Source organism: Enterococcus sp. DIV1316a, from assembly GCF_050536915.1.
Lineage (GTDB): Bacteria > Bacillota > Bacilli > Lactobacillales > Enterococcaceae > Enterococcus > Enterococcus faecalis.
The window spans coordinates 1,669,323-1,690,005 of sequence record NZ_CP172913.1 but is presented as its reverse complement, the minus strand read 5'-3'; the positions used below and the strand labels follow the sequence as shown (position 1 = coordinate 1,690,005).

The 20,683-nt window shown below is 37.7% G+C and carries 18 protein-coding genes and 1 CRISPR repeat array; of the genes, 13 read left to right on the top strand and 5 right to left on the bottom strand.

The genetic code is table 11. The annotated features are described in order from the left end of the window. The 3 genes from IGL56_RS08155 (at nt 1) to IGL56_RS08145 (ending at nt 3,950) form a co-directional block, all read left to right on the top strand. Nucleotides 1-834 carry a MetQ/NlpA family ABC transporter substrate-binding protein gene (locus IGL56_RS08155; protein WP_002356950.1) on the top strand — a complete coding sequence of 278 codons (834 nt, stop codon included), beginning with the start codon at nt 1-3 and terminating at the stop codon, nt 832-834. A gap of 14 nt (nt 835-848) precedes the next feature. Further along, nucleotides 849-2,042, top strand: a complete 1,194-nt coding sequence (locus IGL56_RS08150) for an amidohydrolase (protein WP_002356951.1) — start codon at nt 849-851, stop codon at nt 2,040-2,042. A 369-nt stretch (nt 2,043-2,411) separates the two neighbouring features. Then, on the top strand, nt 2,412-3,950 hold the full coding sequence (locus IGL56_RS08145; RefSeq protein WP_002362078.1) for an ABC-F family ATP-binding cassette domain-containing protein: 1,539 nt from the start codon (nt 2,412-2,414) through the stop codon (nt 3,948-3,950). Nucleotides 3,951-4,004: 54 nt separating this feature from the next. Here IGL56_RS08145 and IGL56_RS08140 read toward each other — a convergent pair whose 3' ends face one another. Genes IGL56_RS08140 through IGL56_RS08130 form a run of 3 tightly spaced genes read right to left on the bottom strand, consistent with a single transcriptional unit; the run spans nt 4,005 to nt 6,533 of the window. After that, complete coding sequence (locus IGL56_RS08140) at nt 4,005-4,931, bottom strand: metal ABC transporter substrate-binding protein (protein ID WP_002356954.1); 927 nt, start codon at nt 4,929-4,931, stop codon at nt 4,005-4,007. Beyond that, on the bottom strand, nt 4,918-5,787 hold the full coding sequence (locus IGL56_RS08135) for a metal ABC transporter permease (RefSeq protein WP_002364373.1): 870 nt from the start codon (nt 5,785-5,787) through the stop codon (nt 4,918-4,920). Before IGL56_RS08135 ends, IGL56_RS08140 begins: the two co-directional genes overlap by 14 nt. Continuing rightward, entirely contained in the window at nt 5,784-6,533 is a 750-nt protein-coding gene (locus IGL56_RS08130) for a metal ABC transporter ATP-binding protein (protein WP_002356956.1), read from the bottom strand. The genes IGL56_RS08135 and IGL56_RS08130 overlap by 4 nt, the downstream gene beginning before the upstream one ends. Before the next feature lie 212 nt (nt 6,534-6,745). Between IGL56_RS08130 and IGL56_RS08125 the strand changes: the two genes are divergently transcribed. From IGL56_RS08125 to mnmA, 4 genes are all read left to right on the top strand, one after another. Then, nucleotides 6,746-7,720: a ribose-phosphate diphosphokinase gene (locus IGL56_RS08125; protein WP_002356957.1), complete on the top strand. Its 975-nt coding sequence runs from the start codon at nt 6,746-6,748 to the stop codon at nt 7,718-7,720. A gap of 156 nt (nt 7,721-7,876) precedes the next feature. Then, nucleotides 7,877-9,022, top strand: a complete 1,146-nt coding sequence (locus IGL56_RS08120; RefSeq protein ID WP_002356958.1) for a cysteine desulfurase family protein — start codon at nt 7,877-7,879, stop codon at nt 9,020-9,022. A gap of 67 nt (nt 9,023-9,089) precedes the next feature. After that, nucleotides 9,090-9,434, top strand: coding sequence for a DUF1831 domain-containing protein (locus IGL56_RS08115; RefSeq protein ID WP_002356959.1), 345 nt, complete (start codon nt 9,090-9,092; stop codon nt 9,432-9,434). A gap of 225 nt (nt 9,435-9,659) precedes the next feature. Next, complete coding sequence (mnmA, locus tag IGL56_RS08110) at nt 9,660-10,784, top strand: tRNA 2-thiouridine(34) synthase MnmA (RefSeq protein ID WP_002356960.1); 1,125 nt, start codon at nt 9,660-9,662, stop codon at nt 10,782-10,784. Between the two features lie 179 nt (nt 10,785-10,963). Here mnmA and IGL56_RS08105 read toward each other — a convergent pair whose 3' ends face one another. Together IGL56_RS08105 and IGL56_RS08100 are read right to left on the bottom strand one after the other, a co-directional pair. Next, on the bottom strand, nt 10,964-12,202 hold the full coding sequence (locus IGL56_RS08105; RefSeq protein ID WP_002356962.1) for a multidrug efflux MFS transporter: 1,239 nt from the start codon (nt 12,200-12,202) through the stop codon (nt 10,964-10,966). Between the two features lie 16 nt (nt 12,203-12,218). Next, nucleotides 12,219-12,734: a YbhB/YbcL family Raf kinase inhibitor-like protein gene (locus tag IGL56_RS08100; RefSeq protein WP_002356963.1), complete on the bottom strand. Its 516-nt coding sequence runs from the start codon at nt 12,732-12,734 to the stop codon at nt 12,219-12,221. 132 nt (nt 12,735-12,866) lie between these two features. Here IGL56_RS08100 and IGL56_RS08095 point away from each other — a divergent pair, with 132 nt between their 5' ends. The 6 genes from IGL56_RS08095 to cydB all read left to right on the top strand — a co-directional run bounded on the left by IGL56_RS08095 (nt 12,867) and on the right by cydB (nt 20,681). Continuing rightward, nucleotides 12,867-13,436, top strand: a complete 570-nt coding sequence (locus IGL56_RS08095; RefSeq protein WP_002356965.1) for a TetR/AcrR family transcriptional regulator — start codon at nt 12,867-12,869, stop codon at nt 13,434-13,436. A gap of 97 nt (nt 13,437-13,533) precedes the next feature. Next, entirely contained in the window at nt 13,534-13,899 is a 366-nt protein-coding gene (locus IGL56_RS08090; RefSeq protein ID WP_002356966.1) for a DUF1033 family protein, read from the top strand. A 130-nt stretch (nt 13,900-14,029) separates the two neighbouring features. Continuing rightward, nucleotides 14,030-16,111 carry a DNA topoisomerase III gene (locus IGL56_RS08085; RefSeq protein WP_002356968.1) on the top strand — a complete coding sequence of 694 codons (2,082 nt, stop codon included), beginning with the start codon at nt 14,030-14,032 and terminating at the stop codon, nt 16,109-16,111. 84 nt (nt 16,112-16,195) lie between these two features. Further along, nucleotides 16,196-17,059: an AraC family transcriptional regulator gene (locus IGL56_RS08080; protein WP_002356969.1), complete on the top strand. Its 864-nt coding sequence runs from the start codon at nt 16,196-16,198 to the stop codon at nt 17,057-17,059. Nucleotides 17,060-17,216: 157 nt separating this feature from the next. Beyond that, a CRISPR array of direct repeats spans nt 17,217-17,780; the repeat unit is 36 nt; unit sequence GTTTTAGAGTCATGTTGTTTAGAATGGTACCAAAAC. A gap of 472 nt (nt 17,781-18,252) precedes the next feature. Next, nucleotides 18,253-19,671: a cytochrome ubiquinol oxidase subunit I gene (locus IGL56_RS08075; protein ID WP_002356974.1), complete on the top strand. Its 1,419-nt coding sequence runs from the start codon at nt 18,253-18,255 to the stop codon at nt 19,669-19,671. Further along, nucleotides 19,668-20,681: a cytochrome d ubiquinol oxidase subunit II gene (cydB, locus tag IGL56_RS08070; protein ID WP_002356976.1), complete on the top strand. Its 1,014-nt coding sequence runs from the start codon at nt 19,668-19,670 to the stop codon at nt 20,679-20,681. The genes IGL56_RS08075 and cydB overlap by 4 nt, the downstream gene beginning before the upstream one ends. The last annotated feature ends 2 nt before the right edge of the window (nt 20,682-20,683 follow it).

Genomic DNA, 20,683 nt, shown 5'->3' with positions numbered 1-20,683 from the left:
ATGAAAAAATTTAGTAAATTAATTGGACTTATTGGGGTATTAGCTTTTACGATTGCAGGTTGTGCATCGGGGTCTGCGAAGGATACTAAGGAAGAAACCGTTAAACTAGGGGTTGTAGGAACAAAAAATGATGAATGGGAATCGGTCAAAGACCGTTTGAAAAAGAAAAATATTGATCTACAATTGGTAGAATTTACAGACTATACGCAACCAAATGCAGCATTAGCAGAAAAAGAAATTGATTTAAATGCCTTTCAGCATCAAATCTTTTTAGACAATTACAATAAAGAACATGGGACGAAATTAGTATCAATTGGCAATACAGTCAATGCACCATTGGGAATTTACGCTAATAAATTGAAAGATATCACGAAAATTAAAGACGGCGGAGAAATTGCTATTCCTAATGACCCAACGAATGGTGGGCGGGCGTTAATTTTATTACAAACTGCAGGACTGATAAAAGTTGATCCTGCGAAACAGCAACTACCGACTGTCAGTGATATTACTGAAAATAAACGCCAATTGAAAATAACTGAATTAGATGCTACGCAAACAGCGCGCGCTTTACAAGATGTCGATGCTTCAGTGATTAATAGCGGCATGGCTGTCGATGCTGGGTATACACCAGATAAAGATGCTATTTTCTTAGAACCTGTAAACGAAAAAGCGAAACCTTATGTGAACATTGTCGTGGCTCGAGAAGAAGATCAAGAGAATAAACTTTATCAAAAAGTTGTAGAAGAATATCAACAAGAAGAAACGAAAAAGGTCATTGCGGAAACATCAAAAGGCGCCAATGTTCCGGCCTGGGAAACATTTGGTAAAAAATAAAGGAGGCATTTATAATGAGTACAACAACGATTCAAACAATCCAAGAAGCTATTGCTACAGAAAAGGAATGGATAATCCATTTAAGACGTCATTTTCATCAATACCCTGAAGCAAGTTTAAAAGAATATGAAACGATTAAGCGAATTAAAGAAGAACTACTAGCCTTAGCTATTCCTTTTGTAGAAGTAGGGGAAACGGGTGTTTTAGCAACCATTGAAGGAAGTCTTGGCGCTGGCAAAACGATTTTGTTACGTGCAGATATTGATGCGTTGGAATTGCCAGATGCAACAGGTGCTGCCTATGCTTCTAAAAATCCAGGACTCAATCATGCTTGTGGACACGATGGTCATGCGGCAGCATTGCTAGGTGCAGCTAAAGTGCTCAAAAAACATCAGGATACCTTTTCAGGAACGATTAAACTGGCCTTCCAGCCAGCTGAAGAAATTGGTGCAGGCGCTCGACAATTTGTGGAAGGAAATTATTTAGAAGCAATCGACCAAGTGTTTGGGATTCATTTAGATTCTAGTGTGCCGGTCGGAAAATTAGTCGCTACCAAAGGCGCCACCAACGCCTCTTGTGATATTTTTAAAATTGAAGTCAGTGGTCAAAGTAGTCACGTCGCCCAACCACAGAATGGCCGAGATGCTGTTTTAGCAGCGGCCAGTATCGTTGTGGAATTACAAAAAATTGTAGCTCGCGAGATTGATCCTTTAGATTCTGTCGTAGTAGGAATTGGCGTTTTACAAGCAGGAACACGCTATAATATTGTAGCAAACCAGGCAACCATTGAAGGTACTGTTCGAACATTTAGTCAGGAAACGCGCCAATTTGTTTTACAACGAGTCGAAGAAATTGCCCATGAAATTGCCCAGTCTCATCGCACAGAAATTGCTGATTTTTCTGTTTATGCGGCAGCGAATCCATTAATTAATGAAGAACAAGCAACCAACCGTGCACAGCAGGTAGCCAGTGAAATTGTTGGTTTTGAAAATGTTGTGACCGATCATCCTAAAAGTTTAGGGGCGGATGATTTTGCTGATTACTTAGCGGTAATTCCTGGTATCTATGGACGGGTCGGTTCACGAAACCCTGAAAATCCTGCTACTCATTTTGGACACCATCATGAACAATTTGATATTGATGAACGTGCCTTACTTTTAGCAGCAGAGTACCACGTACGCTATGCATTAAACTATTTGTCAGAATAATAGGGATAGGGAGCCGACAAAATGATTGTTTGTGGGCTCCTTTCGTTATAAACCAACGTGGCTTGCTTTCTTGTCATTCTATGGTAGAATACAAGCATAAGAAAGGTGATTCACATGTTTTTTGTTTTAACTGATAAATTAACAAGAAAAGTAGCTCCCGATAGTTTAAGAACAGATGAAGCACTGTTGTGGAGCCGAGCAATTAATTTTTTCATCGCTTGATAGCACATTTTTTGACTAGAAAAGCTAGTCTTATTTGAGTGTACGTACAAGCGGTTGTCGGGATTTCTGTCAGGATGGACGACGTGCAGACGTGGTTCTTTTTTTGTTGTCCCAAAATAATCAGTTAACAAGAAAGAAGTGACGAAAATGAGTATTTTAACTATTGAACATTTAACGCATCGATTTGGCGAAAAGGTCTTGTATGAAGAGGCTTCATTGCAAGTGAATAAAGGAGATCATTTAGGCTTAACTGGCCAAAATGGTGTCGGCAAATCCACCTTAATTAAAATTTTAACGGGGGAAGTATTGCCAGACGAAGGAACGATTCAGTGGCAAAAAAATTGCAAGATTGGGTACTTGGATCAGCATGTTTCTGTAGAACAATCACTAACGATGGTTGATTTTTTGAAACAAGCCTTTCAAGAACTTTTTGATAAAGAAGCGAAACTGACAAAACTTTATGAAGAATACAGTCAAACGGCTTCGGAAAAACTTTTAGAACAAGCAGGCAAATTACAAACAGATTTAGATGAAAGTAATTTTTACCAAATCGACACGATTATTCAGGATTTAGCCAATGGGTTAGGACTACAAGCAATTGGTTTGGATAAAAAGTTAGGGGAGCTAAGCGGTGGTCAACGTTCAAAAGTGATTTTAGCAAAATTATTGTTAGAGGCCCCTGATGTGTTACTTTTAGATGAACCCACCAACTATTTAGATGATACACATATTCAATGGCTTGTTCGCTATCTGAATAATTTTGAAGGAAGCTTTCTATTAGTCTCTCATGATTATCAATTTTTAAATGAAGTGACGAATTGCATCGCAGATATTGAGTTTGGCAAATTAACCAAATATACTGGAAATGTAGAAAAATCTTTTGCACAAAAAGAGCAGAATAAACAAACCTATTTGAAACAGTATCAGGCCCAACAAGAAAAAATTGAAAAAATGGAAGCCTATATTCGTAAATACAAAGCTGGAAATCGAGCAACGATGGCTAAAAGTCGACAAAAACAATTGGACCGGTTGGAACGATTGACTCCGCCTGGTTCCTTGACTAAGCCAGCGATTGAATTTCCTTATCAAGGGTTAGTTGCAACGCAAGCACTAACGACCCAGAAGTTAGTTGTCGGCTATCGGGAACCTTTGTTAGAACCGTTAGATTTAATGGTTCATGTCGGTGAAAAAGTCGCATTGAAAGGCTTTAATGGGATTGGCAAATCAACATTAATTAAAACGTTAACGAAAGTGATTCCTTCATTAGATGGAGAATTTCATTATCCGCTGAATACAAAAATTGCTTATTTTACCCAAGACTTAGCGTGGCCTAATGAGCAGTTAACGCCGCTAGACTATTTATCAGATCGTTTTCCAGATACAACGATTAAAGAGCGAAGAAGTCATTTGGCTAGGGCAGGTTTACCAGATAAGTTAGCAATGCAGTCGTTAGCCCTGTTAAGTGGTGGTGAGCAAACAAAAGTAAAACTAGCGGAACTAATGATGCAAACTAGTAATTTGTTATTTTTAGATGAGCCAACCAATCATATTGATGAAGCGGCCAAAAAAAGTTTACAAGAAGCAATTCACGTTTACCCAGGAACGGTTTTTCTGGTTTCCCATGAAGCAGATTTTTATGAGGAAATTGTGGATCGAGTAATTGATATTGAGGAATTAGTTAAATAAAGAAGAAAGAACCAAGTTGAGGAGGAGTCAACTTGGTTCTTTCTTCTTTATTATTTATTTACTCATTAAGCCATCATGGATTTTTGTTAAATTCCAGTTCATCATGCTGTAGTACGTATCGCCTTCTGTTCCTTCTTTGGCAAGAGAGTCTGTGAAAAGTGTATCGTAAATTGGTCGTTTCACTTCTTTTGAGACCCGTTCCATACTACGTTTATCGACACTGGTTTCAACAAATAACACAGGTGCTTTTGATTTCTTAATGGTATCAATAATCGTGGTCATTTGTTCAGGTGTTCCTTGACTTTCTGTGTTAATTTCCCAAATATAAGCGGCATTTAAATCATAAGCTTTGGAGAAATATTTAAAGGCACCTTCACTTGTAACTAATAATTTTTTATCATCAGGAATATCAGCAAATTTAGCTTTGGCTTCCTCATGTAGTTTGCTAAGTTTTTCGGTATAATTTTTCGCGTTTTCTGTATAGAAATCTTTATTTTTTGGATCTTTTTCTACTAACACGTCACGAATGTTTTCTACATATTTAATGCCATTTTCAATGTCTAACCAAGCATGCGGATCTTCTGTTTGTTCTTGACCGGCACTTGTTAAATATTGTGGCGTAACATTTTTGCTTGTAGAAAAGTAATCTTTATTCTCAACTTTTTTGGCCGTTTTCATTAATTTGTTAAACCAGCCATTTCCGCCTGTTTCTAAGTTCAAGCCGTTAAAGAATAAAATGTCCGCTTCAGAAGCTTTCGCAATGTCTTCTGGTAACGGTTCATATTCGTGAGGGTCTGTCCCAATTGGCACAATACTATGCAGCTCAATTTTGTCTTGCCCAACATTTTTCACTAAATCGGATAAGATCGAGTTCGTTGTCACAATTGCTAATTTTTCTTTCTTTTCAGCGGCTTGATTCCCGCAAGCAGCTAACGTTAACCCTGCTAAAAGTGTTAAAAAAAATAAACTAAATTTTTTCATTCGTTGATTCCTCCATTTCTTTCTCACGGTTTACAAATACTAGGCCTTTCTTTGGTGAGAAAAAGAAAGCCAATAAAAAGAATAAGGCGGCGGTTAAAACAATCGTCGCACCAGAAGCTAAGTTATAAGAATAACTGAAGAATAGGCCAATCACTGAACTTAAAATCCCAAAAGTAGAGGCTAAGCCAATCATTGTTGGTAAGTGATTTGTTAATAGATAAGCTGTTGCCGCTGGTGTAATCAGCATGGCAATGACTAAAATAGTTCCGACGGTTTGCAAAGAAGAAACAGCGACTAATGTTAGTAAAAACATCAATGCATAGTGGAAAAATTGAATATTTAAACCGTAGGCCTGAGCCATTGTGGGATCAAAAGAAGTGAGTTGCAACTCTTTATAAAACAATGCCACAAAAATCAAAACAATCACACCGACGACACAAGTAATTAAAATATCGGTATCTGCGACCGCTAATACATTTCCAAACAGAATATGATATAAATCGGTGGAACTTTTTGCAAAAGAGATAAAAATAATCCCTAAAGCAAAAAAAGAACTAAAGACAACACCAATGGCAGTATCATTTTTTAGTGGACTTTTTTGGGTAATAAAGCCAATCGATAATGCAGCTAATAAGCCAAAAATAGAAGCGCCAAAAATATAATTGAAACCAAACATATAAGAAACAGCGACCCCTGGTAAAACAGCATGTGAAATCGCATCACCCATCAAAGACATCCCACGTAAAATAATGAATGAACCAATTACCCCTGAAATGAGTCCGACAATTATAGACGTCAAAAGGGCATTTTGTAAAAATTGATAACGGAATAAACCATCAATAAATGCAGCAATCATTTTGCAACCCCCTGTATTAATAAATCACCTAACAAATCACCGTATGCTTCTTGGAGCGTTTCTGCAGTAAATGTTTGTTCAACAGGACCCGCAGCAATTAGCCGGTTTTTCAAAACGATTAATTCATCAAAATAGTGGGACACTTTGTGCAAATCATGGTGAACAATGATAATCATTTTACCTTGATTTTTTAATGATTTAAGAATATCCATAATCACTTTTTCACTAGACATATCAATGCCGACGAAAGGTTCATCTAAAAAAATCACCTCAGCACCTTGGGCCAAAACACGGGCGATAAACACACGTTGTAATTGGCCACCAGAAAGTTCGCCAATCTGGCGTTGCGCATAGTCTTCTAATTGCACCATTTTTAATGCAGCCATGGCTGCTTGCTTTTCTTTCTTTCCTGGGCGTTTTAATAGTCCCAAGTTTGGATAGGTTCCTAGCAAGACCGTTTCAAAAACGCTAATTGGGAAACTAAGATCCAAGGCGCTACGTTGTTCTACATAGGCAATGGTTGTTTTTTGTTGGTCAATCGCTTGATTATTTAACAAAACATTACGTTCCTTTGTTTTAATCAAGCCTAATAACCCTTTAATAAATGTTGACTTTCCAGCACCATTTGGTCCGATAATTCCAGTAATTTTACCGGAGGGAATAGTAACGTGGATATTATTTAAAGCGGTCCGTCCTTGATATTGAACGGTTAACGCTTGAACAGCTAAGTTAAAGCTTTTTCTCATGAAATTCCTCCTTTTTAGGTTTGCCTTAAAATCAGTATAAGGGATAGTTTAAGAAAATGCAAATGATTTTTAGGCACGCCTAAATACAAGCGCTTTTTTCACAAAGAAAACCGTTTCTTTCAATAAATTAAGGAGGATCCCATGATTTTTATGACAAAAAATGGTAGAATATGAATGAAAACGACTATTATTTTATATTGACGGAGGATATCATGACCGAAAACTATCAAGATGACACCTTACGCATCTTCAGTTTAAATGCAAATCGACCACTTGCTGAAAAAATCGCAGCATCAGTAGGAACAGAATTAGGAAAAAGCACCGTGCGCCAATTTAGTGATGGCGAAATTCAAATTAATATTGAAGAAAGTATTCGTGGCGATCATGTCTACATCATCCAAGCAACGAATGCTCCTGTAAATGATCATTTGATGGAATTGCTTATTTTAATTGATGCATTAAAACGTGCTAGCGCAAAAACAATTAATGTTATTTTGCCTTACTATGGTTATGCTCGCCAAGACCGCACAGCGAAACCAAGAGAGCCCATTACTGCGAAATTAGTTGCTAATATGTTGGTAGAGGCAGGCGCAACACGTTTGTTGACATTAGACTTGCATACTGTTCAAGTCCAAGGATTTTTTGATATCCCAGTAGATAATTTATTTACAATGCCTTTGTTCGCTCATTATTATCGTCAACAAGCATTAGTAGGGGAAGAAATTGTGATTGTTTCGCCTAAAAACAGTGGCGTTCAACGCGCACGTAGTTTATCGGAGTACTTAGATGCGACCTTAGCAATTGTCGACCATGAAGAGATTGATGGGGTGCGCCAAGAAGGTTACGTTATTGGGAATGTCGCTGGGAAAAAATGTATTCTTGTTGATGACATTTTGAATACTGGTCAAACGTTAGCCACAGCGGCGGAAGTTTTAATGAAAAATGGTGCGCAAGAAGTGTATGCTTGCGCCTCGCATGGTTTGTTATCAGAAGGCGCAAAAGCAACCTTAGAAAATGCGCCAATTAAGGAAATTAGTATTACTGACTCTGTTTATACGACAACAGACCGCCAACCAGCAACCTTGAATATTATTTCTTGCGCTGAGTTAATGGGGGAAGCGTTACTTCGTATTCATGAAAATAAACCAATGAGTCCATTATTCCGTTTAGAACCAAAAGGAGAATAAGTGATTCCTTAAACTAGAAATAGGTCTAACAACTTTAATAGTGTTGGGCCTATTTTTCTTATCTCTTTTATAAATAGAAGAGAAAGTATTCTGATTTTGTGTTTTAAGCTTTTTATGCTAGAATAACGCCAGAACATAAGGAAAGGGACGAGTCATTTGGAACCCATTTATTTAGATCATGCGGCAACAACACCGCTTCATCCAACGGTCATTCAAGCGATGACTGAAAATATGCAAACGACTTTTGGCAATCCATCAAGTATTCATCAGTTTGGACGAAAGGCACACGGTCTTCTGGAAGAAGTGCGTCAAACGATTGCCGAGAGCTTACAAGCCAAACCCCACGAAATTATTTTTAATAGTGGTGGCACAGAAGGGGATAACACAGCCATCTTGGCAGTTGCTTTTTCTCGTCAAAAGGAAGGAAAACATATTATTACTACGGCAATTGAACATCCCGCTGTGTTACGAACGATGGAATACTTAGAAACGTTAGGCTTTGAAGTGACTTACTTGCCTGTGAATGAAAATGGTCAGATTTCAATGGATCAATTCAAAAAGTCTTTACGCGAAGAAACGATCTTGGTTTCAATGATGTATGGCAATAATGAAATTGGAAATCGATTACCGATTGCTGAAGTTGGTGCAATTCTTAAAAATCATTCGGCGATTTTTCATACAGATGCCGTCCAAGCTTATGGAAGTGAAGTCATTTTACCTCATGAATTAGGGATCGACTTATTAAGTATTTCCGCTCATAAAATCAATGGTCCAAAAGGCGTAGGTTTTTTATTTAAAAGCGATGCAATCCAATTACCACCTCTTTTACATGGTGGGGAACAAGAAGAAAAACGACGTGCGGGCACGGAAAACTTAGCTGGAATTATTGGCATGGGTACTGCCGTTTCATTACTAACTTCTGCAGAAAAGCAAGCAAGAAAAACAGCCTATCAAAGTTTTCAAACGATTATTTTAAAAGCGTTAGAAGAAGCCAATATTGATTTTTCAATTAATGGTGAACCAACGAATCGTTTAGCGCATGTCTTAAATCTTCATTTAAAAGGAGTTCCCAGTGATTTGCTCTTAATGCATTTGGACTTAAGAGGTATTGCGATTTCAACAGGATCGGCTTGTACAGCGGGAACTGTGGATCCTTCGCACGTGTTGACAGCGATGTATGGAGAAAATTCCTCAGCTATTAAAGAATCAATCCGGATTAGTTTTGGCTACGGGAACACACCAGAAGAAATTGCGACTTTTTCTGAAGTACTAGTTGCAGTGATTCAACAATTGAAAAAATAATCTGATTGCGGCAGCTACAGGTTTTCGCTATAATGAAGATAACAATGAAAATAATGAGGTGGAACCCATGGCATTTACAACAACGGCTGCTGTTGAAGGCTCAACAGTTTTTTACAAAGTACATCCTAGTGCAAAACGCTATACATTAAAAGATAACGGCTTTACTGAAACAAAATCAGGGAACTTTCAATTGATTCGTTCCTTAGATCCAACGCCTCAGAGAAATGAAGGCTTCAAATTGAAAATTACGATCACTGCTGATCTAAAAGAGTTGAAAATGTCCATTACAACGGCAAATGGTTTAAAACCAATGAATATTTTCAAGAATGAACAACATGAAATGAGTAAAGAAAAATACTTTTTCTTAATGGATGGCTTAATTAGCCGTGGTGTATTAGAGAAAGTAGAATAATTTAGAGAAACCTGAAGAAACAAGTGAAAGTAGCTTGTTCCTTCAGGTTTTCTGTTTATTTGAAAGCAACAGCTTGTTGGCTGTGTCTTTGTTCCAAGTATTTTCTCATTATACGCCCGGCTTGCTTTACTTATTTCAAAAAAATAGTATAATGAAAAGCACTGAAAAGTTACGACCTTCAAATCGTGGATGATTTCAGAATCTAATTGAAATGATGGTGATAAAATGGCAGATAACAGCAAAACGCGTGTCGTGGTAGGCATGAGTGGCGGTGTCGATTCATCTGTCACAGCGTTGCTTTTAAAAGAGCAAGGCTATGATGTAATTGGGATCTTTATGAAAAATTGGGACGATACAGACGAAAATGGTGTCTGTACCGCAACTGAGGATTATAAAGATGTCGCAAAAGTAGCGGATCAAATTGGGATTCCGTATTATTCGGTCAATTTTGAAAAAGAATATTGGGACCGTGTGTTTGAATATTTTTTAGCAGAATATCGGTTAGGACGGACACCAAATCCAGATGTCATGTGTAATAAAGAAATTAAATTTAAAGCATTCCTAGATTATGCTATGCAACTAGGCGCTGACTATGTTGCAACTGGCCACTATGCGCAAGTAGAAACGGATGAAAATGGCGTAGTGCATATGTTACGTGGAATTGATAATAATAAAGACCAAACCTATTTTTTAAGCCAATTATCACAAGCCCAATTGGCAAAAACAATGTTTCCATTGGGTGGCATGGAAAAATCAGAAGTTCGTGCAATTGCTGACCGTGCTGGATTAGCCACAGCCAAGAAAAAAGACTCAACGGGCGTTTGTTTTATTGGTGAAAAGAATTTCAAAGAATTTTTGAGTAATTATTTACCAGCTAAAAAAGGCAACATGGTGACAGAAGATGGCGAAATCAAAGGACAACATGATGGTCTGATGTATTATACTATCGGTCAACGCCAAGGCTTAGGAATTGGTGGCGGCGGTAAAACACAAGAACCATGGTTTGTGATTGGGAAAGATTTAACTACCAATACATTATATGTGGGACAAGGATTTCACCATGAAAAACTATATGCAACACATTTAGAAGCTAGTGAGGTTCATTTTACTGTTGATACGCCAATGCCAAAAGAGTTTGACTGTACGGCTAAATTCCGTTATCGTCAAGCAGATATTCCAGTGCATGTTTCCTTATCTGAAGATGGCACAAAAGCAACCGTTACGTTTAAGGAACCAGCGCGTGCAGTCACTCCAGGTCAAGCTGTTGTTTTTTATGATGGGATGGAATGCTTAGGGGGCGGCTTAATTGATCGCGCCTACCAAGATGAAAAAGAACTACAATACGTCTAAAAAGTTTCACGAGTTGTGAAACAAAAAGCGTATAGTTAACCAAATGAAAAGCGGATATGCTGGTCGTAAAACCAGTAAATATCCGCTTTTCTTTTTTGTTTTATATGCCTATTTTTTTTAAAATAAGAAAAAGAGAAAAATTAAAAATTCAAATTGTGGATAACTTTTCTGTGTATAACTTAGTCATCATTTTTCTCTTTTTTTAATTCGGCGGTGCTTCGACGAACCCATAGAAGGTTAATGAGAACCAGACAAGAAGTGGAAATAAAGACTCCACGATAACCGAAAGCGGCAGATACGCTTGAACCAATCATAGGACCAATCACATTTCCTGTCGCTTGGAAAGATTGATTGTAACTGAAAATACGACCTGCAGCGTCACTTGGGGAATAACGAGTGATCAACGTTTGAACAGCTGGTAGTAAACAGGCATCGGAAATCCCAACTAAGAAACGAAGCATGGCAAGCTGCCAGACATTTTGAACAAAGGCCATTGGTAGGTAAACGAAAATGGCTAAAATTAAGCCAATTGTCAAGATGCGTTCACTGCCAATACGATCGCCTAACCGGCCGAAACGAGGGGCGGCTATTAACGTTGCAATCCCTGGAATAGAAGCAATGACTCCGCTAATTAAGGTGACATTTCCGTGACCACCCAACAATTGTTGAATATATAAACTGATGATGGGACTAATTGAATTATTGGAAGCTTGAATGATTAATGTCGTAATAAACATTCCAAGAATCACGTGGGGATGTTCTAGTTTTTTTAAAATTTGTTTCCCAGATGCGGCTTGATTTTTTTCAATTGGCACAAACTCTTCATGGACAAAGACGAGACTCAAAACAAAAACGAGTAATAAAATCGTACCAGTAATGAAAAAGGTTGGCCGATAACCGAAAATAGACGCAGTGACACCGCCCAAAAGAGGACCAAGCAACGTGCCGGTAACAGAACCAGTTGCTAAAGTACCAAGCACTTGACCGCTTTTTTCCTTAGGTGTGCCTGTAGCAACTAACGCAGTCGCATTACTGATATAACCAGAAAAAACACCTTGTAACAAGCGTAAGCCAATCAATTGATAAACACTTGTGACTGCGCCCATTAAACTAATGACGATAGCCATCCCTAATGAAGCGCGTAATAACATTAACTTGCGTCCTTTTCGGTCGGCTAAACGGCCCCACCAAGGTGAAACAATGGTTGTGACTAAAAAAGTGGAAGAGAACGTGATTCCGCTCCAAAAATTCAATTGTTGGTGGGTAAAAGTACCTAATGTGTTGATATAAAGAGGCATAAATGGCATCACTAAGCTAAAGCCAATACCAGCCATAAATGTGCCAAACCATAAAACGAGCAGATTTTTTTCCCAAGGTTGTCTTGGACGGAAAATTTTACTTTTAATTAATTCATACATTCTATTTCCTCACTTTCTAGTAAAGAAATTCAAATTTGGCTTTGGCGAGTAGTTGATCATTCAATGCTTGATGCAATTCATTCGCAAAAAAGCCTTCTTTTAAATTTAGTGGATTTTTTGTAGCGTACACATATAACGTATAGGTGTGCACACCAGAGCGAGGGCTTAACCCCAGATAACGTTCGGTTAACTCAGGTAACGTTTCAGTGGCAAGCGCAGGAATCATCTGTTTCCCCAAAGGAGAAGCAAGACTATTTTTTCCTTGAATGGTAGGCTTGAGTGCTGTTCGACTAAAGTCTTCAGGAATCTCATTGGTTACAGGAACATTGGCAGCTAACCAATGAATAAAAGGGAAACCGATTAGAGGAATCGTGTCATAATCAATTAATTCCCAGGATAAATAACGGGCTTCTTTAGGAATGGCCGCTAAAGAAATAGGAAAAGATAAAATAGGACGTTCGTGTAATAAAAATTCTGCACTGGTTCGTTTGCCATAACGATCGGCCAAATGAGAACGGTTGGTAATATGCATGCCAAACAGCCTTCTTTCAAAAATGATGTTTACAAATTATTATTATAAACTATAATTTATAGTTTAAAAAGAGTCAATAGATATGATAAACTAATAATTGTCCAAAATTTAAGAATTGGAGGCGTCAGAAAGATGGCAAAAAAACGGAATTTAACGAAAGCCAAAATCCTTGAAAGTGCCCGCAATCTAGCGGAAGAATTGGGCGTTCAACAATTAACCTTTCAAAATTTAGCCGTTGATTTAGGCATCAAGTATCCTTCACTCTATAATCACTTTAAAAATATTGCTGAAGTAAAAAATGCTCTAGTGGACTTGTTAATTCAAGAATTAAATGATGCATTGCGAAGAGCCTTAGTGGGTAAGAGTGGCGCAGAAGCAATTCGGATATATGCTGAAACGTACCAACAATTTGCTTTTGAAAATTCTGCAGTCTATGAATTACTTATCAGTGTGCCGAAAACGCAAAACCAACAATTAATTGAAGGCATCCATGAAACCAATCAAATTATCTTACAACTTTTAGCTTTTTATCCATTTAATAATGAAGAACGACTGCATAAAAGTCGAGAATTACGTAGCTTAATCCATGGTTATATTACCTTACGTTTTTTAGGTTATTTTCAACGCGAAGAAGCCACGCCGGAAGAAAGTTATCGTCGCATGATTGAAGATTTTATTGCTTCTTTAGAAGTGGCAGGATAAAATAAATTTCAAAAATTTCTCAGTCCGAAACCAAATCCTTGCAACTTTTTCAGAAAGTGACTATGATACCTACAGTAGCAAAAAAAGGAGCGGTTCAATGTATCAAGTAATTACAATGTATGGCGACAATGAACCTTGGTGGTTTTTTGATGATTGGCAAGAGGACATTGTTCAAGAAAAAACCTTCGATAACTTGACCGATGCAGAGACATATTATGTGGAAGTTTGGCAAAAACTTTCTCAGAATTATACATACGTCAACACAAAGCCTAACTATTTAACGGCTTTCTGGAATGATGGGGAAGAACGCTGGTGTGAAGAATGCGATGAAGATTTACAACAATACTTCGGTTTAGCATTACTAGAAAATCATCATGCGGTTACTTTTGAAAATAAAGCTGAGTTTACCACAATATCCAATCATTTTGGCAAAACAAAATTCTGCAAACGGAAAGTTATTTGAAACGCATGAGTTTAAAGAAAAACCTCAGGGAATTTTCTTTAAACTCTTTTTCTATTCTCGGAATTTAGAGAAAATCGAACCAATATTTGGTATAATACGAAAAGATAGCACTCAAAAAGGAGCGAAACTAGTGGTTGCAAAACAATTAATTATTGCTGAAAAACCTAGCGTAGCAAAAGATTTAAGCCGCGTTTTAGGAGCAAATCAAAAAAATAAGAATTATTATGAAGGACCCAACGTGATTGTCACCTGGGCTTTAGGCCATCTCTTAGGACTAAAAATGCCAGAAGATTTAAACAAAGAATGGCAAACGTGGCAAATGGAAACTTTACCGATGATTCCTAAGAATTTAGGGATTAAACCGTTACCGAAAACGGGACATCAATTAAAAGCGATTAAACAATTAGCCAATCGTAAAGATGTTTCTGAAGCCGTGATTGCCACTGATGCTGGTCGTGAAGGTGAATTAGTGGCCCGCTGGATTTTAGAATATGTCCGTTTTAACAAACCAGTCAAACGCTTATGGATTTCATCTCAAACAGACAAAGCCATTAAAGACGGGTTTAAGAAAATTCGCCCAGCGAAAGACTACGATAATTTGTATTACTCTGCCTTGGCGCGCGCAAAAGCTGACTGGTTAGTGGGGCTAAACGTCACACGGGCCTTGACAGTGAAATATCAAGATAACTTATCCGCAGGTCGTGTTCAAACACCAACTTTAGCAATGGTGCGCCAACAAGAAAAAACGATTGAACAATTTAAGCCTCAAACTTATTTTACTATCTCGTTAACTGTTGAATCAGAAAAAGCAAAGATGACCCAAAAAAATCCATACGCTTTAAAAGAACGGCAGGAAGCAGAACAATTAGTCAAAGAACTCTCAAAACAAAAGGGCTTAGTTACCGATATTCAAGAAAAAGTTAAAACAGAAAATGCGCCGTTACCATATGATTTAACCGAAATCCAGCGTGAAGCCAACCAGCGATTCCAATTTTCTGCAAAGAAAACGTTGTCTCTTGTACAAAGTTTATACGAAACCCATAAAATTGTTTCCTATCCTCGAACTGACAGCAAATATCTAACAACGGATATGAAAGGAACGATGAAAGAACGACTTCAAGCCATTGCTGATTTTTCACCAGAAGTGAAAGGCTACCTTAAAAATGGGGCCGTTGTTAAACAACAAAAAGTTTTCCAAAATGCAAAAGTCACAGATCACCATGGGTTGATTCCAACTGAACAACGTCCTCGTTATGAAAAGCTAAGTAATGATGAACAAAAAATCTATCAAATGATTGTTCAACGATTCTTAGGTTTGTTTGCTGAGCCAAATCAAACCAAACAAACAAAAGTTACAGTCGCTTTTGGAAAAGAAACATTTGTCTTTCATCAAAATAAAGTAGTTGTTGCTGGCTGGAAAACAACAGCCGAACAGCCGCTGTCCATTGTCCAATGGCAAAAAGGCATGACCGTTGCGCCAAACTTTACCATTAACAAAGAATTAACGTCGCCGCCAAAACCATTAACCGAAGGAACGTTGTTAGGAAAAATGGAGAAACACAGTTTAGGCACACCGGCAACGCGAGCTGAAATCATTGAAAAACTGATTAAATCAGAATTGATGGAACGAACCAATAGCGGTTTAAGTGTCTCTGCCAAAGGAAAGCAACTATTAGACTTGGTGAATCCATCACTTGTGACACCTGAACTAACGGAAAAATGGGAAAAGTCGCTCGAAGCAATCGCTTCGGGTCAACAAAAGAGTCAACTTTTCTTAAAGGATATTGAAGAGGATACGAAAAAATTAGTCCGTGAAATTAAACAAAGCGAGAAAAAATATCAAGATTTTTCCATTACGCAAAAAAAATGTCCAGATTGTGGCTCAAACTTACGGGAAAAAAATACGAAAGATGGGAAGATTTACGTTTGTACAAACCAAGAATGTTCTTATCGTCGGCGAAAAGATCCTAAAGTATCCAATCACCGTTGCCCACAATGCCATAAAAAAATGGTCATCATAGAAGGAAAAAATGGTCGTTCTTTCAAATGTAAATTCTGTTCGATTACTGAAAAAATTCCCGATAAAAAAGAACGAAAACAAAAAATGACTAAACATGAAGAACGTCGTTTGATGAAAAAATATTCACAACCAGACGAACCAGAAGAAAGTGCTTTAGCGCAGGCCTTAAAAGCCGCTATGAATCAAGAGTAGCGACTTGACGAATGTTGGCTCTAAATAATCAAGTCATCCTTGTTGGTCTTTAGTAAACTTTCAAATAGAAAGAGAGGGACACGGATGCTCGCAAATTTAAATCAAGCAATGGATTATATTGAAGAACATTTAACGGAAGAAGTATCCTTCGATGAATTGGCGAAAAAGACAGGGATTTCTGTTTACCATTTTAAACGAACTTTTTCGTTTATTACGGGGATGAGTCTGGCTGAGTATATTAAAAAGAGACGTTTGGCGGAAGCAAATTTAGCATTACTTGCTGGTGAAAAAGTGACAGATGTAGCTTTTAAATATGGTTATCAAAGTATTGAAGGATTCTCAAGAGCTTTTCGCGATTGGTCAGGACAAGCCCCTTCTGAAGTAATGAAAACACAAATCCAAAAAACGTTTCCTAAATTCTCTTTCTATATTGATATTAAAGGAGGACAATCAATGGATGTTAAATTGATTGAAAAACCAGCGTTTCAAATAGTCGGAGTTAGTCAGAAGGTTCCCTTGCAGTATCAAGGGGAAAATCAAGCAATCATGGAATTAGCACAGCGCATTACACCACAACAACGAGCGGAAATGCATACATTTGATGACATATATCCTTATCAAGTAGTAAATGCTTCTTTTGACTTTCAAGAGGGACGAACAACAGAAGGTGGAGAAATGACACACATGATTGGCTTTGCCACTTCGCAAGAAAATACCTATGAAGATTTGGAGCAACTAAGCGTACCTGCTCATACATGGGCGGTTTTTCCAAATGAAGGTCCTTTCCCACAAACTTTACAAGAAACCTGGGCAAGGATATTCTCTGAATGGTTGCCTTCATCTGGTTACCAAGTCGTTGCAGCACCAGAAATTTCGTTTACGCAATATCAAGGACCAGCAGAAGCTAAGTATAGTGAAATCTGGCTCGCTGTTACAGCTACTAAATAAAGAAAACCCACCATTGAAAAATGGTGGGTTTTTCCGCCAAGAAGGAGAAAGTTTGGTATAATAAACGTGAAGAAAAAAATCAGACCTTCTAAACTGAAATCTAGCTATGGATAAGTGATGCGAATACGGAATCATGGAGAAAAAATAATTCTCCGAGGTTTTAGAGTCATGTTGTTTAGAATGGTACCAAAACTTATATTGAGTCACGTCCGAGAGTTTACGGGTTTTAGAGTCATGTTGTTTAGAATGGTACCAAAACAACAAATTCATCTATTGTTTCGCAATGTTCGTTTTAGAGTCATGTTGTTTAGAATGGTACCAAAACAAAATAAATGGAACTCATAGTAAGAGGGTTGTTTTAGAGTCATGTTGTTTAGAATGGTACCAAAACTTCCTCATTTTTAGACAAGTTCATTGCCACGTTTTAGAGTCATGTTGTTTAGAATGGTACCAAAACTTCTGGATCAGGAGGTGGATCTTATCAAGGGTTTTAGAGTCATGTTGTTTAGAATGGTACCAAAACTGCACCGTCAACGTATGTTGGGAGCTCGTAGTTTTAGAGTCATGTTGTTTAGAATGGTACCAAAACATGTTGAAGTAGAGCGTGATGCAATCCTAAGTTTTAGAGTCATGTTGTTTAGAATGGTACCAAAACTGGGTTGACTAAAGAGCCGTCAAAAGTTTTGTTTTAGAGTCATGTTGTTTAGAATGGTACCAAAACTCAAGAAATTGCATTAAGTTCAAAAAATTTGTTTTAGAGCCATGTTGTTAAAAAACAAACTATCACCACAAGCAATCCGTAATTTTCATCACAAGATTAGAATTTTTATCATCAAAGACGAGCTGCTTCGATTTTCGAAAACTAATCAAGTGATAAGTCAAAATGTTGATAGATTGAGATTAGTTCTTCCTTTTTTTAGGAAGGGCTTTTTTTATTGATAGAAGAAAGGGAAGAAATCTTGGGAGCACCTAAAAAAATTGTGAGAAATGCTTCTGTATTGTTTGGTTTCTGCCTCAGAAAGTTGTATACTTAGATTGGAATTATTCTATATTACATGCATTTTCACACTTTTTGGAAAAGTTCACTTGAATTTTCTTTTAGTTTCGTAGATAAAAGGAGTCATCGCTAATGGAAATGAACAATTCAGGTAAGCTTGTTTCTTTGTGTGGAGGCAAATCAGGGAGGAAATAATATGTTTGATATTGTAACATTGGCGAGAATCCAATTTGCGATGACAACAGTTTTCCACTTTTTCTTCGTACCGTTTTCAATAGGATTAGCACTTGTTGTAGCAATTATGGAAACAATGTACGTTGTGAAAAAAGAGGAACGTTATCGTAAAATGGCCAAGTTTTGGGGAAATATATTCCTATTAAGCTTCGCTGTTGGGGTTGTAACCGGGATTATTCAAGAATTTCAGTTTGGGATGAACTGGTCTGATTATTCTCGATTCGTCGGAGATATTTTTGGGGCACCGTTGGCGGTAGAAGCGCTCTTAGCTTTCTTCTTAGAGTCAACATTCTTAGGTTTATGGATCTTTACTTGGGATAAAATGAATCCGAAAGTTCACGTAACCTTTATCTGGTTAGTCGTATTCGGTTCAATGATGTCTGCTTTCTGGATTTTAGTTGCCAATAGTTTTATGCAACATCCAGTAGGTTATGTCATCAATAATGGCCGTGCTGAAATGGTGGACTTTGTAGCTGTCATCAGCAATCCAAAAGTTTGGTATGAATTTTCACACGTTATCATGGGCGCCTTTACATTGGGCGGCATGGCAGTAGCTGGTATGGCTGCTTTCCAATTGTTGAAAAAACGGGATATTTCATTCCACAAAGCATCTATGCGCATTGGCTTATGGGTTACTTTGTTCGGTTCAATCGGCGTTTTATTAGCTGGCGACTTGCAAATGAAAGCTCTAATTGAAGGACAACCAATGAAATTTGCGGCGATGGAGGGGGCCTATGAAGACTCTGATGATCCTGCTGCTTGGACATTGATTGCTTGGGCAGATGAACGAGAACATAAACAAGTTTTTGGTATCGATATTCCGTATATGCTAAGTATTTTATCGTATAATAAATTATCAGGTTCGGTTGATGGGATGGATACAGTCAACAAGCGCTTGGTAGAAAAATATGGGGATGATAAAAATTATTATCCACCAGTTAACACTTTATTCTGGAGCTTCCGTATCATGGCTGGTTTTGGTGCCTTAATGTTATTGGTTGCTGCCTTAGGACTATTCTTTACAAGGAAGAAAAAACCATCGCTGTACGAGAAGAAATGGATGCTGTGGATTGTTGCTTTATGTACGTTCGCACCATTCCTTGCCAATACAACAGGTTGGTTAGTCACTGAATTAGGTCGTTATCCGTGGACTGTCTATGGATTATTTACGATTGAACAAAGTGTTTCGCCAAATGTATCGGTTGCTTCATTAATTACGTCAAATGTCATTTATTTCTTATTATTTGCTGGTTTAGGTAGTGTCATGGTTTACTTGGTTATTTTAGAATTACGTAAAGGACCAGACTATGAAGCGAAAAAATTAGCGAAAGAAAATGAACCAGCGTTGGATCCATTTGATAAGGGGGTATTTGGCGAATGAGTACACTACAATTATTATGGTTTGTCCTTATCGGCGTCTTGTTCTCAGGTTTCTTCTTCTTAGAAGGATTTGACTTTGGTGTTGGAATGGCCGTTCAAACGTTGGCACACAATGACGACGAAAAAGATCAAGTCGTTGCAACAATTGGACCTGTTTGGGACGGAAACGAAGTTTGGCTATTAACAGCGGGCGGCGCAATGTTTGCCTCTTTCCCATATTGGTATGCTTCATTATTTAGTGGCTACTATTTAATTCTATTTACGATTTTATTTGGCTTAATTATTCGCGGAGTTTCCTTTGAATTCCGCCATAACATGCCGGAAGGTAAACGTCGTCGGATGTGGAACTGGACACTATCAATTGGTAGTTTCCTTGTACCGTTCTTCTTTGGTATTTTGTTTATCAGCTTAGTCCAAGGGATGCCTTTAGATGCAAACGGCAATATGCATGCGCAATTTACGGATTATTTTAATCTGTTTTCAATTGTTGGTGGAGTAGCCTTAACATTACTTTGCTACTTACACGGCATGAACTATATTGCTTTAAAAACAGAAGGCCCAATTCGCGAACGTGCTCGAAATTATGCAGAAATCTTATACGGCGTTTTATATGTCGGTTTAGTTGTTTTTGCAGTGTTGATGTACTTCAAAACGGACTTTTATGAAAAGAACTTTGCGGTCACTTTAATTTTAACGTTAGCAATTGTGGTCTTAACGGTCATTGCCAATGTTGGGGTGTTTAAACGCAAAGAGATGTTAGCTTTTCTAGCGAGTGGTTTAACATTAGTTGTACTAGTTGCTCTCTTGTTCAGTGGCTTGTTCCCACGTGTTATGATTGGTAGTGAAGGTTTTGATTTGTTGATTAAAGATGCAACAAGCACACCATATACACTAAAAATTATGACGTGGATTTCTTTAAGCATTTTACCATTCGTGTTAGCTTATACTGCTTGGTCCTATTATATTTTCAGAAAACGTATTTCACAGACAGCCGTACCAGAGGGGTATTAAAT

What these genes read in the sequence shown, in the direction of transcription:
- IGL56_RS08125 (WP_002356957.1), top strand. Translation starts at nt 6,746, where the DNA reads ATGACCGAAAACTATCAAGATGACACCTTACGCATCTTCAGTTTAAAT.
- IGL56_RS08145 (WP_002362078.1), top strand. Translation starts at nt 2,412, where the DNA reads ATGAGTATTTTAACTATTGAACATTTAACGCATCGATTTGGCGAAAAG.
- IGL56_RS08135 (WP_002364373.1), bottom strand. Translation starts at nt 5,787, where the DNA reads ATGATTGCTGCATTTATTGATGGTTTATTCCGTTATCAATTTTTACAA.
- IGL56_RS08130 (WP_002356956.1), bottom strand. Translation starts at nt 6,533, where the DNA reads ATGAGAAAAAGCTTTAACTTAGCTGTTCAAGCGTTAACCGTTCAATAT.
- IGL56_RS08090 (WP_002356966.1), top strand. Translation starts at nt 13,534, where the DNA reads ATGTATCAAGTAATTACAATGTATGGCGACAATGAACCTTGGTGGTTT.
- IGL56_RS08095 (WP_002356965.1), top strand. Translation starts at nt 12,867, where the DNA reads ATGGCAAAAAAACGGAATTTAACGAAAGCCAAAATCCTTGAAAGTGCC.
- IGL56_RS08155 (WP_002356950.1), top strand. Translation starts at nt 1, where the DNA reads ATGAAAAAATTTAGTAAATTAATTGGACTTATTGGGGTATTAGCTTTT.
- IGL56_RS08140 (WP_002356954.1), bottom strand. Translation starts at nt 4,931, where the DNA reads ATGAAAAAATTTAGTTTATTTTTTTTAACACTTTTAGCAGGGTTAACG.
- IGL56_RS08105 (WP_002356962.1), bottom strand. Translation starts at nt 12,202, where the DNA reads ATGTATGAATTAATTAAAAGTAAAATTTTCCGTCCAAGACAACCTTGG.
- IGL56_RS08150 (WP_002356951.1), top strand. Translation starts at nt 849, where the DNA reads ATGAGTACAACAACGATTCAAACAATCCAAGAAGCTATTGCTACAGAA.
- IGL56_RS08075 (WP_002356974.1), top strand. Translation starts at nt 18,253, where the DNA reads ATGTTTGATATTGTAACATTGGCGAGAATCCAATTTGCGATGACAACA.
- mnmA (WP_002356960.1), top strand. Translation starts at nt 9,660, where the DNA reads ATGGCAGATAACAGCAAAACGCGTGTCGTGGTAGGCATGAGTGGCGGT.
- cydB (WP_002356976.1), top strand. Translation starts at nt 19,668, where the DNA reads ATGAGTACACTACAATTATTATGGTTTGTCCTTATCGGCGTCTTGTTC.
- IGL56_RS08080 (WP_002356969.1), top strand. Translation starts at nt 16,196, where the DNA reads ATGCTCGCAAATTTAAATCAAGCAATGGATTATATTGAAGAACATTTA.
- IGL56_RS08115 (WP_002356959.1), top strand. Translation starts at nt 9,090, where the DNA reads ATGGCATTTACAACAACGGCTGCTGTTGAAGGCTCAACAGTTTTTTAC.
- IGL56_RS08100 (WP_002356963.1), bottom strand. Translation starts at nt 12,734, where the DNA reads ATGCATATTACCAACCGTTCTCATTTGGCCGATCGTTATGGCAAACGA.